Source organism: Polaromonas sp., from assembly GCF_029945895.1.
Lineage (GTDB): Bacteria > Pseudomonadota > Gammaproteobacteria > Burkholderiales > Burkholderiaceae_C > Polaromonas.
The window spans coordinates 80,378-96,296 of record NZ_JAQSDL010000107.1 but is presented as its reverse complement, the minus strand read 5'-3'; the positions used below and the strand labels follow the sequence as shown (position 1 = coordinate 96,296).

General features: G+C 61.8%; 19 protein-coding genes and 1 tRNA gene. 8 read left to right on the top strand and 12 right to left on the bottom strand.

Annotated features, from left to right (window positions below):
* Positions 1-6: 6 nt before the first annotated feature.
* Complete coding sequence (locus tag PSV33_RS16870) at positions 7-297, bottom strand: hypothetical protein (protein WP_300563437.1); 291 nt, start codon at positions 295-297, stop codon at positions 7-9.
* Between the two features lie 125 nt (positions 298-422).
* On the opposite strand from PSV33_RS16870, the gene hemA reads away from it, so the two are divergent.
* From hemA to grxD, 4 genes are all read left to right on the top strand, one after another.
* Positions 423-1,703, top strand: coding sequence for a glutamyl-tRNA reductase (hemA, locus tag PSV33_RS16865; RefSeq protein ID WP_300563435.1), 1,281 nt, complete (start codon positions 423-425; stop codon positions 1,701-1,703).
* A 107-nt stretch (positions 1,704-1,810) separates the two neighbouring features.
* Positions 1,811-2,929, top strand: a complete 1,119-nt coding sequence (prfA, locus tag PSV33_RS16860; protein WP_300563434.1) for a peptide chain release factor 1 — start codon at positions 1,811-1,813, stop codon at positions 2,927-2,929.
* 99 nt (positions 2,930-3,028) lie between these two features.
* Positions 3,029-3,901, top strand: a complete 873-nt coding sequence (prmC, locus tag PSV33_RS16855; RefSeq protein WP_300563432.1) for a peptide chain release factor N(5)-glutamine methyltransferase — start codon at positions 3,029-3,031, stop codon at positions 3,899-3,901.
* A gap of 95 nt (positions 3,902-3,996) precedes the next feature.
* Positions 3,997-4,317, top strand: coding sequence for a Grx4 family monothiol glutaredoxin (gene grxD / locus PSV33_RS16850; RefSeq protein ID WP_300563430.1), 321 nt, complete (start codon positions 3,997-3,999; stop codon positions 4,315-4,317).
* A 63-nt stretch (positions 4,318-4,380) separates the two neighbouring features.
* On the opposite strand, the gene PSV33_RS16845 is transcribed toward grxD, so the two are convergent.
* The 9 genes from PSV33_RS16845 to PSV33_RS16805 all read right to left on the bottom strand — a co-directional run bounded on the left by PSV33_RS16845 (position 4,381) and on the right by PSV33_RS16805 (position 11,484).
* A complete protein-coding gene (locus tag PSV33_RS16845) occupies positions 4,381-4,626 on the bottom strand; it encodes a hypothetical protein (RefSeq protein WP_300563428.1) in 246 nt (81 codons plus the stop codon).
* Between the two features lie 63 nt (positions 4,627-4,689).
* Positions 4,690-4,896: a DNA gyrase inhibitor YacG gene (locus PSV33_RS16840; RefSeq protein WP_300563426.1), complete on the bottom strand. Its 207-nt coding sequence runs from the start codon at positions 4,894-4,896 to the stop codon at positions 4,690-4,692.
* A gap of 55 nt (positions 4,897-4,951) precedes the next feature.
* Positions 4,952-5,707, bottom strand: coding sequence for a cell division protein ZapD (zapD, locus tag PSV33_RS16835; protein WP_300563424.1), 756 nt, complete (start codon positions 5,705-5,707; stop codon positions 4,952-4,954).
* A gap of 38 nt (positions 5,708-5,745) precedes the next feature.
* On the bottom strand, positions 5,746-6,345 hold the full coding sequence (gene coaE / locus PSV33_RS16830; RefSeq protein WP_300563422.1) for a dephospho-CoA kinase: 600 nt from the start codon (positions 6,343-6,345) through the stop codon (positions 5,746-5,748).
* 4 nt (positions 6,346-6,349) lie between these two features.
* On the bottom strand, positions 6,350-7,210 hold the full coding sequence (locus PSV33_RS16825) for an A24 family peptidase (protein WP_300563420.1): 861 nt from the start codon (positions 7,208-7,210) through the stop codon (positions 6,350-6,352).
* Complete coding sequence (locus PSV33_RS16820; protein ID WP_300563418.1) at positions 7,210-8,427, bottom strand: type II secretion system F family protein; 1,218 nt, start codon at positions 8,425-8,427, stop codon at positions 7,210-7,212. Before PSV33_RS16820 ends, PSV33_RS16825 begins: the two co-directional genes overlap by 1 nt.
* A gap of 83 nt (positions 8,428-8,510) precedes the next feature.
* Positions 8,511-10,247: a type IV-A pilus assembly ATPase PilB gene (gene pilB, locus PSV33_RS16815; RefSeq protein ID WP_300563416.1), complete on the bottom strand. Its 1,737-nt coding sequence runs from the start codon at positions 10,245-10,247 to the stop codon at positions 8,511-8,513.
* A 157-nt stretch (positions 10,248-10,404) separates the two neighbouring features.
* Positions 10,405-10,481, bottom strand: a tRNA-Pro gene (locus tag PSV33_RS16810).
* Positions 10,482-10,500: 19 nt separating this feature from the next.
* Positions 10,501-11,484, bottom strand: a complete 984-nt coding sequence (locus tag PSV33_RS16805; protein WP_300563414.1) for a polyprenyl synthetase family protein — start codon at positions 11,482-11,484, stop codon at positions 10,501-10,503.
* A gap of 160 nt (positions 11,485-11,644) precedes the next feature.
* On the opposite strand from PSV33_RS16805, the gene rplU reads away from it, so the two are divergent.
* From rplU to proB, 4 genes are all read left to right on the top strand, one after another.
* Positions 11,645-11,956 carry a 50S ribosomal protein L21 gene (gene rplU, locus PSV33_RS16800; RefSeq protein ID WP_300511790.1) on the top strand — a complete coding sequence of 104 codons (312 nt, stop codon included), beginning with the start codon at positions 11,645-11,647 and terminating at the stop codon, positions 11,954-11,956.
* A 28-nt stretch (positions 11,957-11,984) separates the two neighbouring features.
* Positions 11,985-12,242 carry a 50S ribosomal protein L27 gene (gene rpmA, locus PSV33_RS16795; protein WP_096667180.1) on the top strand — a complete coding sequence of 86 codons (258 nt, stop codon included), beginning with the start codon at positions 11,985-11,987 and terminating at the stop codon, positions 12,240-12,242.
* 132 nt (positions 12,243-12,374) lie between these two features.
* Complete coding sequence (gene cgtA / locus PSV33_RS16790) at positions 12,375-13,460, top strand: Obg family GTPase CgtA (RefSeq protein ID WP_300563412.1); 1,086 nt, start codon at positions 12,375-12,377, stop codon at positions 13,458-13,460.
* 91 nt (positions 13,461-13,551) lie between these two features.
* Complete coding sequence (proB, locus tag PSV33_RS16785; RefSeq protein WP_300563411.1) at positions 13,552-14,688, top strand: glutamate 5-kinase; 1,137 nt, start codon at positions 13,552-13,554, stop codon at positions 14,686-14,688.
* On the opposite strand, the gene PSV33_RS16780 is transcribed toward proB, so the two are convergent.
* Both PSV33_RS16780 and PSV33_RS16775 read right to left on the bottom strand, forming a co-directional pair.
* Positions 14,678-15,175 (bottom strand): CNP1-like family protein, encoded by a 498-nt coding sequence (locus PSV33_RS16780; protein WP_300563410.1) that lies wholly within the window; start codon positions 15,173-15,175, stop codon positions 14,678-14,680. The two genes, proB and PSV33_RS16780, sit on opposite strands and share 11 nt — an antisense overlap.
* The gene (locus PSV33_RS16775) at positions 15,165-15,863 is read right to left on the bottom strand and encodes an RNA pyrophosphohydrolase (protein ID WP_300563486.1); all 699 of its coding nucleotides are present in this window, start codon (positions 15,861-15,863) and stop codon (positions 15,165-15,167) included. Before PSV33_RS16775 ends, PSV33_RS16780 begins: the two co-directional genes overlap by 11 nt.
* Positions 15,864-15,919 lie beyond the last annotated feature (56 nt).

The window sequence follows — 15,919 nt, the reverse complement described above, 5'->3', positions numbered from 1 at the left end:
AGGCCTTCAGGCCTTCCAGCCGCGCAGCAGCAGCCACTGGCAGGTCGCCGCACCCACGGCCAGCAAGGCATAGCTGGCCATCTTGCCGTCGCGGCCAAAAATGACCAGCCCGGCCACCAGCAGGGCCAGAGATGCTACAAAAATAATAGCTAGCTGCGCAGGAAGGGAAAGGGCTAGTGGCTTTTTTGCCCTGAAGAACCGGGCAAAGACATGGGCCACCATCACCACAAACAGCGCCACAAAGGCGGCCGGAGCCATGAAATTGAGCAGCTGGTTGGTCAGGTTGAGTGCAGTCATGCCGGGGGCGGATTCGAAGGAGTGATTGAAAGGCCGGGCGTGCCATCGTGTCCCGGCTTGCCCTGTATCAAGGGGATTGAAAGAATGTCCGCAACCGGCCACTCCTTCAATTTTATAATCAGGCAATGTCAGTCTGGACCTTGGGCATCAACCATAACACCGCACCGCTCGATTTGCGCGGCCGGTTTGCGTTCGCCATCGACCAGATCGAGCCCACCTTGAGGGGTTTGCGCGAGTCCCTTGCGCGCCAGCCCGAAGCCACGCTGCTGTCCACCTGCAACCGCACCGAGATCTACTGCGCTGGCGACAAGTCCGACCTCGAACACACCCTCGAATGGCTGGCACACCGCGGCGGCGTCTCACCGGCCCTGCTGCGTTCCCACGCCTACACCCTGGAAAACGACCACGCCGCGCGCCACGCCTTTCGCGTCGCCAGCGGACTCGACTCCATGGTGCTGGGCGAGCCGCAGATCCTGGGACAGATGAAGGACGCGGTGCGCGCCGCCGAAGATGCCGGCGCCATGGGCACGACGCTGCACCAGCTGTTCCAGCGTTCCTTCGCGGTCGCCAAGGAAGTCCGCACCAGCACCGAGATCGGCGCGCACAGCATCAGCCTGGCGGCCGCCTCGGTCCGGCTGGCCGGCCAGCTGTTCGAGGATTTGAGCGATATCAGGATCCTGTTTGTCGGCGCGGGCGAGATGATTGACCTGGCGGCCACCCACTTCGCCGCCAAAAACCCAAAGGCCATGACGGTGGCCAACCGCACCCTGGAGCGCGGGGAAAAACTCGCCGGGCGCTTCGGCGCCGAGGTCATGCGCCTGGCCGACCTGCCCGCCCGCCTGCACGAGTTCGACGCGGTGATCAGCTGCACCGCCAGCACCCTGCCCATCATCGGTCTGGGCGCGGTCGAGCGCGCGGTCAAGCTGCGCAAACACCGCCCGATGTTCATGGTCGACCTGGCTGTGCCGCGGGACATCGAGCCGGAAGTCAAGGAACTGCCGGACATCTACCTCTACACCGTCGATGACCTCGCGCATGTGGTGCAGACCGGCAAGGACAGCCGGCAGGCTGCCGTGGCCGAAGCCGAAGTCATCATCGATGCCGGTGTGCAGAATTTCATGCACTGGCTGGATCAGCGGCGCACCGTGCCGCTGATCCAGCAACTCAACGCCCAGACCGACGAATGGCGTGCGCTCGAAATTGCCCGGGCCAAAAAGCTGCTGGCCAAGGGCGAACCTGTGGATGCGGTCCTCGAGGCGTTGTCGCGCGGGTTGACGCAGAAAATGCTGCACGGCGCACTCGCCGAGCTGCATGCCGGCAGTGCGGACAACCGCGAAGCGACGGCGCAAACCGTCTCCCGGCTGTTTCTGCGCGGCAACCTGCCCAGGCAGCAGAAAGAGCGTTAGCGTTCTTTCCGCGCATCCACAGCCCACCCGGCGGGCTGAACGCGGCGTCGGCCCTGCCGACCACCTTCTTGAACGTTTTTTGCCACCCGGCTCCCCTTTCTCCTTCCATGAAACCTTTTCTCCGCCAGACCCTGGACCGCCAGATTTTCCGGCTGCACGAGCTCGACGCCCTGCTGTCGGCCGCCGACGTTGTCAGCAACATGGAGCGTTTTCGCAACCTGACGCGTGAACACGCCGAGGCCAGCCTCGTGGTCACGCAGTACCAGCAGCTGACGGCGCGCGAGGCTGATCTGGCCAGCGCGCAGGCCATGCTGGCCGAGGCCAAAGACGACCCCGAAATGGCCGCCATGGCGGAAGAAGAGATCACGGCCGCGCAGGCCGACATCGCCCTTCTGGACGAAGCCCTGCAGCTGATGCTGATCCCCAAGGACCCGGACGACGCGCGCCCGGCGTTCATCGAGATCCGCGCCGGCGCCGGCGGCGATGAATCCGCACTGTTCGCGGCCGACCTGTTTCGCATGTACACGCGTTACGCCGAGCGCAAACGCTGGGCCGTCGAGATCATCAGCGAGTCGGTCAGCGAGCTCGGCGGCTACAAGGAAGTGGTGCTGCGCGTGGACGGCCCGCCCGATGCCCTGGGCGTCGGCGTTTACGGCAAGCTGCGTTTCGAGTCGGGCGGCCACCGCGTGCAGCGTGTGCCGGCCACCGAGACCCAGGGCCGCATCCACACCAGTGCCTGCACGGTCGCGGTGCTGCCCGAGCCCGACGAGGCGGTGGCCATCCAGATCAACCCGGCCGACCTGCGCATCGACACCTACCGCGCCAGCGGTGCCGGCGGCCAGCACATCAACAAGACCGACTCGGCGGTGCGCATCACCCACCTGCCGACCGGCATCGTCGCCGAGTGCCAGGAGGGCCGCAGCCAGCACGGCAACAAGGCCCAGGCGCTGAAGGTGCTGACCGCCCGCATCCATGAAAAAGACCGCTCCGAACGCGCCGCCAGGGATGCGGCCATGCGCAAGGGCCTGATCGGCAGTGGCGACCGCAGCGACCGGATACGGACCTACAACTTTCCGCAGGGGCGGCTGACCGACCACCGCATCAACCTGACGCTGTACAAGCTGCTGTCCATCATGGAAGGCGACATGGACGACGTGGTCACGGCCCTGCAGGTCGCGCGCGGCGCGGAACTGCTGGCGGACCTGGAAAACTCGTCCAACGGCTGAGGGCTGACTTTTTAATGCGAAATCGGCCTCCAGCCCTTGATGGGAAAGCGTCACGAGCTCCTGTTTTGATAGCAAATCACCGTGACTGACTCTCCAACCGTGAATATCCTCACTTGCGCGCAGGCATTGGCGGCCGCCCGCACGCTCGGGCTGGAGAGGCTGGACGCCCAGCTGCTGCTGCTGCACGCGCTGGGCAAGCCCGGCGCCGACCGCGCCTGGCTGCTCACGCATGACACGACCCTTTTGCCGCAAAAGGCAGGGCAGCATTTCCGCGAACTCAGCCTGCGCCGCGCAGCCGGGGAGCCGCTGGCCTACCTCGTCGGCAGCAAGGAGTTCTTCGGTCTGAAACTCCAGGTGGATCGTCGCGTTCTGGTGCCGCGTCCGGACACGGAAACCCTGGTGGAATGGGCTCTGCAACAACTGGCGCAGGCGGATATGCCGGATTCCGCCAGGGTGCTCGACCTGGGCACCGGCAGCGGTGCGATTGCCCTGGCGCTGAAGAAAACCCGGCCTGCGCTCGACGTCACGGCGGTGGACGCCAGCAGCGATGCGCTGGCGGTGGCGGACGCCAACGCGCAGGAGCACCAGCTGGAAGTCCACTTCATCCAGGGCAACTGGTTCGAAAATGTAAGTGCTCCCTTTCACCTGATCGTCAGCAACCCGCCTTATGTGGCCGATGCCGATCCCCATTTGCCGGCCCTGCAGCATGAACCGCTCCAGGCGCTGACGGCCGGGAAAGACGGCCTGGGCGACCTGCGGAAAATCATCGAACAGGCGCCGGCCTACCTGCAAGCGCAAGGCTGGTTGCTGCTTGAACACGGCTACGACCAGGCCCGGGCGGTGCGCGAGCTGCTTGAGCAGCGGGGCTTTACCGAAGTGCAGAGCCGGGCCGACCTGGCCGGCATCCCCCGCTGCTCGGGAGGGCGCTGGCCCGGCGCGGCTCTGGGCACCGGCAGCCAAACGGCGGGATAATCAGGCATTGATTTACCGCTTCTGACATCCACTTATCTGAACAAAGCAAAGGCCGACTTCCCTTCGGCCGCCCCATACCCACCAAAGGACCCCCCATGAGCGATACCCAGCAACGCATTGACCAGATCGTCAAGTCCAGTGAGGTTGTGCTTTTCATGAAAGGCACGGCCCAGTTTCCGATGTGCGGTTTTTCGGGCCGCGCGATCCAGGTACTCAAAGCCTGCGGCGTGACGAAGCCGGCGACCGTGAATGTGCTCGAAGACGAGGAGATCCGCCACGGCATCAAGGAATACAGCAACTGGCCGACGATTCCCCAGCTGTATGTCAAAGGCGAATTTGTCGGCGGCTCGGACATCATGATGGAGATGTACCAGAGCGGCGAATTGCAGCAGGTGCTGGGCACGCCCGCCGAGTAAAAATTTTCCCGCAGACCTGCCCGTCACCGGCAGGTCGTGTCGCCCCCAGGCCCGACGGGCTTTTTACTGGGTGTAGCCTTCACACGCCCCAGCATTGACCCGCCCCTTGCACTCGCGCTTGAGCCGTGTTGAACGCTCCTTGGCGGTTTCCTGCGAGCCGGGCATGAACTTGGCGCTTTTGCCGGGTGGGGCGCTAACCTTTTTTTGGGCCTTCTTGCTGGCCGCCAGGCTGGGGCCAGCCGCCAAACCAAGCAGCAAGGTCGCAGCCAATACGGCCGTGGCGCGGCGCGCAAATGATGTGTGAATCACGTCCTTCTCCTCCTTGTTAACGGGCGGCCCGCCGCCACACCGCTTTTTACACGATGGCAGGCCCTACTGCAATCTGGCGTCGCCGTAGACCTGATCATCCGGCGGGGCGTCGGCCGGCAAACGAAAACCCTCGCTGGCCCAGGCACCGAGATCGACATTTTTGCAACGCTCGCTGCAAAAAGGCCGGAACCGGTTTCCAGGCGCGTAAATGCTGGGGCCGCCGCAGGTGGGGCAGACCACTGTTTTTTGGAGGGGCTGGTCGGGATTCATCGTCGCAAGCACAAGCTGGAAATCAGGGGGCAGGAACGGCGTCCAACGGCCGGTCTCAGGAACAAAGCGTCAGTTCGAACGCGGCGTCGTCAGTGCAGGGGTGCAGCCGGTCGTCACTTTCATGGCGCATGAGGCGCACGGACACCATCAGGCGGTTGCCGCTGATCTCCGGAATCAGCCCGAGGCTGGGGTCGATCAGCAGGCGCAGAAGCTGGAACGTACGTCCTTGCGGCAGGGTTTGCTGGTACTGCCCGCCCGCCGCCACGACTTTTTGCGGCAGACCGGAGTCGCGCAGCAGCTTGAGCAACATGCGGACCGACTCGGCCAGCGGCACCAGCGTGGCGATCCAGCGCTGCAAGTCCTGCTGCCGCTGGCGGGCATCAAAATGCTGCCAGGCGAAATACGCTGGCAGATCGAACTCGCAGGTTCCGCCGGGGATGCCGATGCGGCTGCGAATGCTCATGAGCCAGTCGTTTTCTGTCAGGGATTGCCCCGCCTTCCCGGGCAGGCTGTTCAGGGCCGCAAAACAGTCATCCAGCTGCCCGGTGACCTCGTCGAGCACCGCCTCGGAAATCGCAGGGTTGCCGCGGTAGCCGTTGAGCGTGTGTTTCTGCCGGTCCAGGTCCTTCAGTACATCGGTCTTCAGGTCGGCCCGGGCCGCCACGTCCATGATCTCGAAAATGGTGGTGATGGCATAGTGGTGGTCGGTCGGATGTTCGCGCGCAGCCAGTTCGCCCAAGCGGTGAAACAGATGCTCAAGTCGCAAATAGGTACGAATGCGTTCGTTGAAGGGATACTCGTAAAGGATCACTGCGATATATCTTTTTCAGCGGGTTGGTTTGCCATCCATCATAGCCCGAAGCGCTGCGAGAGTCGCTGCACCATCACCGCCAGCGCAGCCAGCGACAAGGGCGCATCGTTGTAAATGCAGATGTCGGCGGCGGCGAGCCGCTGGTCGCGGCTGGCCTGCCCGGCCAGGACACGTTCCACCGCTTCACGCGTCCATCCATTGCGTGCCATCACCCGGCTGACTTGTGTTGCTTCGCTGCAGTCCACCACCAGCACCTGGTCCACACGCTGGCGCCAGCGCCCTGACTCAACCAGCAGGGGAACATCAAACACGATGCAGGCACTGTGGGCCTGCGCGGCCTGCCGGGCGGTTTCTTCGCCGACCAGCGGATGGATAATCGCTTCCAGCTGTTTTTTTGCCTTGGCATCCGCAAAAACGTGCTCGCGCATCGCGTCGCGGTTCAAGCCGCCTTCCGGCGTGAGGAACCGGGCACCAAACTGCTCTGCAATCCCGTCCATGGCAGCGCCTCCTGGCGCCGTGACCTGACGCGAGATGGCGTCGGAATCAATCACCGCAGCCCCGCAGTCGGCCAGCATCGTCGCAACCGTGCTTTTTCCGCTGCCAATCCCGCCCGTCAAACCCAAGCGCAATGCCCGCATGAGGCTACAACCCGATAAACCGCAGGATGGATTGGGGACCAAACACCATGGCCGTCAATCCCGCACCTGCCAGGAAGGGTCCAAAAGGCACATACCCGCCTTCGCGCAGCCCGCTGGAGAACTTCAACGCAATACCGACGAGGGCACCAATCACCGACGCCATCAGGATCATCGGCACCAGCGCGCTCCAGCCAAACCAGGCCCCCAGAGCCGCAAAAAGCTTGAAGTCTCCGTAACCCATGCCTTCCTTGCCGGTCACCAGCTTGAAAGCCCAGTACACCAGCCACAAGGACAGATAACCGGCCACCGCGCCCCACAGCGCCGCCGTGAGTTGCACCGCCGGGTTCCAGCCCAGTGCCGCGACAATCAGCCCCGCCCACAGCAGCGGCAAGGTGACGTCGTCCGGCAACAGCGTGGTGTCCCAGTCAATCAGTGCCAGTGCCAGCAAGGTGGCGGCAAAACCGCTCCAGGCCAGGCCGGTGGCGGTCAAGCCCCAGCGCCAGGCGCAAAAAAAGAAAAAAGCACCCGTGATGGCCTCCACCAGCGGATAGCGCCATCCGAACTTCGTGCCACAGACAGAACACTTTCCCCGCAGGAAAAGGTAACTCAGGACGGGAATGTTTTCGTACCAGGCAATCACATGGCCGCAGCTTGAGCAGCGGGAACGGGGCACCATCAAATTGAATTTTTCGCCATGGTCGGCAACCTTGCCGGCAAGTTCGGCGCATTCGGCCGCCCACTGCCTCTCCATCATTTTCGGCAAGCGGTAAATGACCACATTGAGGAAGCTGCCGACCAACAGCCCCAGGATACCGGCCAGTGCGGCGTTGAATTCCGCAGACAAACCGAGCGCAAGCCCGGGCATCAGACCACTTGGCCCAGTTTGAAGATCGGCAGGTACATGGACACCACAATCCCACCGATCAGCCCACCGAGGAACACGATGATGATGGGCTCCATCAGGCTGGACAGGCCCGCCACCATCTCATCGACCTCGGCCTCATAAAAATCTGCTGCTTTTCCAAGCATATGGTCCACGGAACCCGACTCCTCGCCGATGGCGCACATCTGCAACACCATGGTCGGGAACAGGTTGGCATTGCCCATGGCTGCCGTCAGGCTGGTGCCGGTCGAGACTTCCTGTTGGATCTTGCGGGTAGCGTCCTCGTAAAGAGAGTTGCCGGACGCGCCACCGACCGAGTCCAGCGCCTCCACCAGCGGGACGCCGGCAGCAAACATGGTCGACAGCGTGCGCGTCCAACGGGCGATGCATGACTTTTCAATCAGGGCACCAAACACCGGCATTTTCAGCAGGAGGCGGTCCATCACCCGCTGCACTTTTTCATTGCGCTTCCAGGCCTGCATGAAAAAATAGATGCTACCGCCGACGCCACCAAAGATGAGCCACCAGTAAGCCACAAAAAACTCGCTGATGGCCATCACAAACAGTGTGGGGGCCGGCAAATCCGCACCGAAAGAGGTGAACACTTCCTTGAACGCGGGAATCACGAAAATCATGATCACCGCAACCACCACGAAAGCCACCACCACCACCGAAGTCGGGTACATCAGTGCCGACTTGATTTTCGACTTGATGGCCTCGGTTTTCTCCATGTAGACGGCAAGACGATCCAGCAACTGCTCCAGGATACCTGCCGCCTCGCCGGCTTCCACCAGATTGCAATACAGCGCATTGAAGTACAGCGGGTATTTGCGAAAGGCAGCGCTGAGGGACGTGCCGGTCTCCACATCGGTGCGCACGTCATTGAGCAGCTTGGTCACGCTGGCATTGGCGTTGCCGCGCCCGACAATGTCGAAAGCCTGCAGCAAAGGCACGCCTGCCTTCATCATGGTGGCCAGCTGACGGGTGAAAATCGCGATGTCACGGGGCTTGATGGACTTGCCCGAACGCATGCCGCGCTTCTTGATCTTGGTCGCGAGCACCCCCTGCCGGCGCAGGGAAGCCTTGACCTGGTTTTCGCCCACCGCACGGGTTTCTCCCCGCACCTGCTTGCCATTGCGATCCTTGCCTTCCCACTCGAAGACAAACTCCTTGATGTCTCTGGATGCTGCAGTTGCCATGGTGCCTTCTTCAGTAAGGAAGTGATGATGGGGACTCGAAATGTCGAGCGATGCCAGCGACCGGCCTGTTGAGAATCAAAGGCTTAAACATTGGTGCAGGCCAGGACTTCTTCGAGTGAGGTCATGCCGAGCTTGACTTTGTGCAGACCCGCTCCACGCAGGCTTTTGACGCCCTCGCTTTCTGCCTGCGCTGCGATTTCGAGCGCGCTGCCATCGCGCAGGATGATCCGCTGGAGTTCCTCGGTGATGGGCATGACCTGGTAAACCCCGACCCGGCCCTTGTAGCCGTTGTTGCACATGGAGCACCCGACGGGACGGTAAGGCGTCCAGGTGCCATCCACATCCTCCTCCTTGAAACCCGCGTCCAGCAGCGTCTCGCGCGGAATATCAGCGGGCGCCTTGCAGTTGGGGCAAAGGCGCCGCGCCAGGCGCTGCGCCGTGATCAGGATGACGCTCGAGGCGATGTTGAAGGGGGCAATGCCCATGTTGCGTAGCCGCGTCAGCGTGGCCGGCGCATCGTTGGTATGCAGTGTGGAGAGCACCAGGTGGCCGGTCTGGGCGGCCTTGATGGAGATTTCGGCCGTTTCCAGATCGCGAATCTCGCCGACCATGATGATGTCCGGATCCTGTCGCAAAAAGGCTTTCAGGGCCACGGAAAACGTCAGGCCGGCCTTGTCGTTCATGCTCACCTGGTTGACGCCCGGCAGGTTGATCTCGGCCGGATCCTCTGCCGTGGCGATGTTCACGCCTGGTTTGTTCAGGATATTCAGGCAGGTGTACAGAGACACGGTTTTGCCGGACCCGGTCGGGCCGGTCACGAGCACCATGCCGTAGGGGCGCTGAACAGCCTTGAGCAAGCGCTCCTTTTCGATGGGTTCATACCCCAGGGCATCAATGCCGAGTTTGGCGCTGCTCGGATCCAGGATACGGATCACGATCTTTTCACCGAACATGGTGGGCAGGGTGCTGACACGGAAATCGATCACCCGGTCGGGACCGATTTTCAGCTTCATCTTCCCGTCCTGGGGAACCCGCTTTTCCGAGATATCCATTTTCGAGATGACCTTGATCCGCGAGGCCAGCTTCTCCTTGATGGCCACGGGCGGCGAGGCAATCTCGCGCAGCTCGCCGTCGATACGGAAGCGCACCCGGTAGGTATGCTCATAGGGCTCGAAATGCAGGTCGGAAGCCCGCATGCTGAAAGCGTCGAGCAGCATTTTGTGCAGGAACTTGACAACCGGCGCGTCCTCGACTTCCGAAACACCGGTGTCGTTGCTGTCCGCGCTGGCCGCTTCCGCGGTGGATTCATCAAATTCGAAATCGTCGCCAATGATGCTGTCCATGGCTTCGGACGCCGTAGTGGCGGACGCCTCCACCATCTTGGACAGCTTGTCGTACTCGGCAATGACCCAGTCCACCCCCATCTGGGTAGAGAACTTGATCTTTTCCGCAGCCTCCTGATCGGACGGGTCGGCCGTCGCAACGATCAGGCGATTGCTGCGCTTGCTCAGAACCACAATCCGGTAGGCCTGACAGATTTTCGTGTCCAGCAAACCCTTGGGCAAACGCTGTGTGTCTATCGCATTCAGGTCAAGAAGGGGGGCCGCAAACGCGGTGGACATGGTGTGCGCGAGGTCAGACGGGGATACCACGCCGGACCCGGTCAACTCGGCAATGAAACTGGTCCGCCCGCTCTGGGCCTTGCGAAAGATGTCCTCCGCGGCTTTTTGGCCCAGCTTGCCGGCAATGACCAACGCCCTGCCCAAGCCGGGCAATGCCAGCGCTGCGGGTGCGTTGCTTACAGTATCGACAGCTGCCATGGTGTTGGGAATCCAGCCCGAATTGATAAAATTGACATCATCGCCGATAGATCTGGCGGTGTAAATCTAAAAGCGTGCTGCCCCTGACCCGGTGTTGGAACAAAGCAAAGATCGGACATCCACGGACGGGATGCGGGGGACGGGAGCGGACCTTGAATGGTCGGGGTGAGAGGATTCGAACCTCCGGCCTCTACGTCCCGAACGTAGCGCTCTACCAGGCTAAGCTACACCCCGAAAAGTGCTGGAACAAGCGTCAGGAACGACGCTGCAGCAACTGAGATGCCAATTGTAGCAAGGCCTCGCTATAGGGGTTGGCCCCTAGTGCCGCCAGCGCCCGTATGGCGCGTTGGGCCTCCGCGGCCGCCGCATCCCGGGTCGCCTGCAAGGCACCGGTCTTGCGGACAATGACCACGATCTCGGCCAGCTGCCCCGTCCCGCCGGTTTCGATGGCCTGGCGGATGGTGGTCTGCTCTTCCGCGGTGCCGCGCTGCATGGCGATGATCAGCGGCAACGTGGCCTTGCCTTCGCGCAGATCGTCCCCGAGATTTTTCCCCATTTCCTCGGCATCACCGTCATAGTCCAGCACATCGTCAATCACCTGGAAGGCGGTTCCCAGCGCCTGTCCGTAGTCGGCGCAGGCACGCTCCATGTCGGGCGGCACCTGCGCCAGCAATGCGGCCAGCCGGGCGCTCGCCTCAAACAGCTTGGCGGTTTTCGAGCGGATCACGCGAAGATAGTCTTCCTCGGACAAGCCGGCATCGTGCATGTTCATCAACTGAAGCACTTCGCCTTCGGCAATGATGTTGGTTGCCTCGGCCAGGGTTTGCATGATGCGCATGTCGCCAGCATCAACCATCATCTGGAAAGCTCTGGAATAAAGGAAATCACCCACCAGAACACTGGCCGGGTTGCCAAATGCAGCGTTGGCGGTGGCACGGCCGCGGCGCAGGGCGGAGTCGTCAACCACGTCATCGTGGAGCAAGGTCGCCGTATGTATGAATTCCACCACAGCGGCCAGATTGAAACGCTGCTCCCCCTGGTAGCCCAAGGCACCGCACATCAGCAGCAGCAGCGCGGGGCGCAGGCGCTTGCCACCCGCTGCGATGATGTACTGCGATACCTGACTGACCAGGGGCACTTCGGTGCTCAGGCGGCGCGCGATCACCGCGTCCATGGCCTGCATGTCGTCGGCAATCAGGGCCAGTGCGGCGGCGGTGCTAGAAGAATTTACAGACAAAACGGTCCAGACATGAGATTTCAGGAATTATAGAAAGCAAGCACCCCAGCCGGCACACCCGGCGGCGGCGAAACGAGGGTCCTGCGCCAAATAATGGCGCCGTGCTAGAATATAAGGCTCTGTGGAAATCCGTCCGCAGAACTCACATACGAGGTCTCACATGTACGCGGTCATAAAAACCGGCGGCAAACAATACAAAGTTGCCACTGGTGAAAAAATTAAAGTAGAACAGATTGCTGCGGACGTAGGCCAAGAGATCGTTATTGACCAGGTATTGGCTGTCGGAAGCGGCAGCACAATCACGGTTGGTACGCCCTTGGTGTCCGGCGCTACTGTTACGGTAACTGTCCTGTCTCACGGCAGGGGCGACAAAGTGCGCATTTTCAAAATGCGTAGGCGCAAGCACTACCAAAAACGTCAAGGTCACCGTCAGAACTTCACGGAACTGCAAATCGGCGTCATCGCCGGCTAAGCAGCGACGCACCAAGGAGTATTGAAAAATGGCACAGAAAAAAGGCGGCGGCTCTACGCGAAACGGGCGGGATTCCAAGCCAAAAATGTTGGGCGTCAAGAAGTTTGGCGGCGAAGTGATCAATGCAGGCAGCATCATCGTGCGCCAGCGTGGCACCAAGTTCCATCCTGGCGTCAATGTCGGCATCGGCAAGGACCACACCCTGTTTGCACTGGTGGATGGCTCGGTATCGTTTGCCGTCAAGGGCGCGCTGAACAAGCACACCGTCAACGTGACACCAGCGTAAGTTGATCACTTCGATGGCATCGAAGCCCCGCTTGGTCGGGGCTTTGTTGTTTTGGCCCCTCTTGTTTTTTAATGTTTGTAAACTACCTTCAGGACTCCGGCGGCCCATGCTGCCGGACGCCTTTACAAGATCATGAAATTTGTTGACGAAGCCTATATTGACATCGCCGCTGGCGATGGCGGGAGTGGCTGCGTCTCCTTCCGCCATGAAAAGTACAAGGAGTTCGGTGGGCCCAATGGGGGAGACGGCGGGCGCGGCGGGCATGTGTATGCCCTGGCGGACGTCAATCTGAACACCCTGGTGGATTTCCGGTTTTCGCGCCGCCACCATGCGCGCAACGGCGAGCACGGCATGGGCTCGGACATGTTTGGCGCCAAGGGCGACGACATCATTCTCAAGATGCCGGTGGGCACCATCCTGACCGACGCCGAAACTGGCGAGGTTCTGTATGAGCTGCTGGTGCCCGGCGAGGAAGTGCTGATCGCCAAAGGCGGCGACGGCGGCTTCGGCAACCTGCGCTTCAAGAGCTCGACCAATCGCGCGCCACGCAGCAAGACGCCGGGTTGGCCCGGTGAACACAAAAGCCTCAAGCTGGAACTGAAAGTGCTGGCCGATGTCGGCCTGCTGGGCATGCCCAACGCAGGCAAATCCACCTTCATCTCAGCCATCTCCAACGCCAGGCCGCGTATTGCCGACTACCCTTTCACCACCCTGCACCCCAACCTCGGTGTGGTGCGTGTCGGCCCCGAACAGAGTTTTGTTGTTGCGGATCTGCCCGGTCTGATCGAGGGTGCTTCCGAAGGCGCCGGCCTGGGCCACCTGTTCCTGCGCCACCTGCAGCGCACCCGCCTGCTGCTGCACATCGTGGACATGGCGCCTTTTGACGACAGCGTGGATCCCGTGGCACAGGCGAAGGCCATTGTGGGCGAGCTCAAGAAATACGATGAGGCGCTGTACAACAAACCGCGCTGGCTGGTGCTCAACAAGCTCGACATGGTGGATGCGGACAAGCGCGCCGCGCTGGTCAAGGACTTTGTCAAACGTTTCAAGTTCAAGGGTCCGGTGTTCGAGATCTCGGCCCTGACACGCGAAGGTTGCGAGCAGCTGGTCAAGACGATTTACCAGCACGTCAAGTCAGTGCAGAAAAGCGAGCAGGAGCCGGAAGAGATCGACCCGCGCTTTGCAGAGTTGCCGGCAGAGCCGCCAGCGGCCGGCTGAAAACCCCTCGCGCCGCCTTTTTGCTGTGCTACAGAAAAAGTAGCTACTCGCGTCCGGCCACCAAGGGCTGGAGCCCTAAAATACCCTGAACATGCAGGAAAAAACAGCGTCCACCGTCCTCCTCAACGCCAGACGCATCGTCGTCAAGGTTGGCTCCAGCCTGGTCACCGACGAAGGCCGGGGGCTGGACGCGCTGGCAATCGGGCAGTGGTGCCAGCAACTCGCCGTGCTGGTCAAAAGTGGCCGTGAAGTCATCATGGTCAGCAGCGGCGCCATTGCCGAGGGCATGAAACGGCTGGGCTGGGCCACGCGTCCCAAGGCCATCCATGAACTCCAGGCCGCTGCCGCCGTGGGCCAGATGGGCCTGGTGCAGGTGTATGAAAGCCAGCTTCGCGAAAACGGCGTTGGCAGTGCGCAGGTGCTGCTCACCCATGCCGACCTGGCCGATCGCGAACGTTATCTCAATGCCCGCTCCACCCTGCTGACCTTGCTCCAGCTCGGCGTGGTTCCGGTGATCAATGAAAACGACACCGTGGTCAACGATGAAATCAAGTTCGGCGACAACGACACCCTGGGCGCCCTGGTGGCCAACCTGGTCGATGCTGATGCACTGATCATTCTGACCGACCAGAAAGGCCTGTACACCGCCGACCCGCGCAAGGATGCCTCGGCGCGTTTTGTCCATGAGGCGCAAGCCGGTGACCCGGCGCTGGAAGCCATGGCGGGCGGCGCGGGCTCCAGCATCGGCAAGGGCGGCATGATCACGAAAATCCTCGCGGCCAAACGCGCGGCCGGGTCCGGCGCCTCCACCGTGATTGCCTGGGGCCGGGAACCGAATGCCTTGATCCGCCTGACACAGGGCGAAGCCATTGGCACGCTGCTGGTTGCCCCGACAGGAAAGAACCAGGCCCGCAAGCAATGGATCGCCGACCATCTGCAGTTGCGAGGCGCCGTGACGGTGGACGCCGGCGCGGCCGTCAAGGTACGCGACGAGGGCAAAAGCCTGCTGCCCATCGGCATGACCACTGTGCAGGGCGAGTTTTCCCGGGGCGACGTGATCGCCATCCGCGACGGCAACGGTGCCGAAGTCGCCCGCGGGCTGGCCAACTACTCCAGCGCCGAGGCCCGGCTGATCTGTCGAAAACCCTCTTCAGAATTCGAAAAACTGCTCGGTTACACCGGTGAAGCTGAAATGGTTCACCGGACCAACCTGGTGCTTACGGCCTGAATCCCAAGGTTTTGATCTGTCGGACCATTTCCTCGACCGAGGTCGGGGGTGCCGAGTTGTTGCAGGCCCCGGCCTTGGCCAGCTCCAGCGCGTGGCGAGTCGAAGGGCTGCCGAAAAGCGAGCGCCACTCCGGTTTGTCCACCTTGACCCAGGCCCCTTCCGGGGTGTAGCGGGCATAGGTCTTGAGCTCTCCGCTGACGCAGCGCAGGCCTTCATAAAACACATTGCGCGCACCGCCGGCGCTGCTGGCAACCATCACGTAGCGGACAATCCCGTCTTCCGAGATGCGCAGGGTGGCCGGATCAACGCCAAAGACCAGCGAGGAGCCCGGGACTTCAAAAGTCAGGAGTTTTCGCGTCTCAAAAGCCGGTGGCGCCGGCACCTCGCCTTCTTTCCAGTCGAGGGGATCGGTATTGATATTGGGCTGCGCCCAGGCCGCCAGGCAAAGGCCCAGCAAACATGCCGCACTCCATGATTTAAATGTCATGTTTGTCTTTTCTGGAGGCCGCCATCAGGCTGGTCTGGGGATCGGGCTCAAAGGTTGCGCCGGGAGGCAACTCGAAAGATGCCCCGGGCAAACCGGCACCACGCAGCCCGTGAATCCCCTGATCCACCGGGCCGGCGTCGGCCGGATCGCGGTGGCGCAAGCCACCACGCAAATAGCGGTTCCGGTGGTCGGGCCGTGGCTCGAAGCGGTTGTCAAAACGCGGCACGAACCGCGACAGCTCGGTCAACGCCATTTCATAAACACCACGCTTGAATTCCACGACGACGTCCAGTGGAACCCAATAATCATTCCAGCGCCAGGCGTCGAACTCCGGATGGTCGGTGGCGCGCAGATTCAGGTCCCAGTCGTGGCCGACCAGTTGCAGGAGAAACCAGATCTGTTTCTGGCCTTTGTAATGTCCGCGCGCATCGCGGCGGATAAACCGGTCAGGCACCTCATAGCGCAACCAGTCCCGGGTCCGGGCAAGCACCTGCACATGTTGCGGCATCAGCCCCACTTCTTCGTGCAGTTCGCGGAACATGGCCTGCTCGGGATTTTCGCCCCGGTCAATGCCACCCTGCGGGAACTGCCACGAGTGGGTACGGATACGCTTGCCCCAAAATACCTGACTTCTCTGGTTGAGCAAGATGATGCCGACGTTGGGCCGAAAGCCGTCCCGGTCAAGCATAATCAAACCTCAAATTTTTTAAACTGAGTCCATTATGCACAGCAGAATGCTCAGAG

Bases quoted from the DNA above. Each gene is read 5' to 3' on its own strand.
- grxD (WP_300563430.1), top strand. From the start codon at position 3,997: ATGAGCGATACCCAGCAACGCATTGACCAGATCGTCAAGTCCAGTGAG.
- rpmA (WP_096667180.1), top strand. From the start codon at position 11,985: ATGGCACAGAAAAAAGGCGGCGGCTCTACGCGAAACGGGCGGGATTCC.
- coaE (WP_300563422.1), bottom strand. From the start codon at position 6,345: ATGCGGGCATTGCGCTTGGGTTTGACGGGCGGGATTGGCAGCGGAAAA.
- hemA (WP_300563435.1), top strand. From the start codon at position 423: ATGTCAGTCTGGACCTTGGGCATCAACCATAACACCGCACCGCTCGAT.
- PSV33_RS16820 (WP_300563418.1), bottom strand. From the start codon at position 8,427: ATGGCAACTGCAGCATCCAGAGACATCAAGGAGTTTGTCTTCGAGTGG.
- PSV33_RS16780 (WP_300563410.1), bottom strand. From the start codon at position 15,175: ATGACATTTAAATCATGGAGTGCGGCATGTTTGCTGGGCCTTTGCCTG.
- proB (WP_300563411.1), top strand. From the start codon at position 13,552: ATGCAGGAAAAAACAGCGTCCACCGTCCTCCTCAACGCCAGACGCATC.
- PSV33_RS16870 (WP_300563437.1), bottom strand. From the start codon at position 297: ATGACTGCACTCAACCTGACCAACCAGCTGCTCAATTTCATGGCTCCG.
- PSV33_RS16840 (WP_300563426.1), bottom strand. From the start codon at position 4,896: ATGAATCCCGACCAGCCCCTCCAAAAAACAGTGGTCTGCCCCACCTGC.
- rplU (WP_300511790.1), top strand. From the start codon at position 11,645: ATGTACGCGGTCATAAAAACCGGCGGCAAACAATACAAAGTTGCCACT.
- PSV33_RS16825 (WP_300563420.1), bottom strand. From the start codon at position 7,210: ATGCCCGGGCTTGCGCTCGGTTTGTCTGCGGAATTCAACGCCGCACTG.
- cgtA (WP_300563412.1), top strand. From the start codon at position 12,375: ATGAAATTTGTTGACGAAGCCTATATTGACATCGCCGCTGGCGATGGC.
- prfA (WP_300563434.1), top strand. From the start codon at position 1,811: ATGAAACCTTTTCTCCGCCAGACCCTGGACCGCCAGATTTTCCGGCTG.
- pilB (WP_300563416.1), bottom strand. From the start codon at position 10,247: ATGGCAGCTGTCGATACTGTAAGCAACGCACCCGCAGCGCTGGCATTG.
- PSV33_RS16775 (WP_300563486.1), bottom strand. From the start codon at position 15,863: ATGCTTGACCGGGACGGCTTTCGGCCCAACGTCGGCATCATCTTGCTC.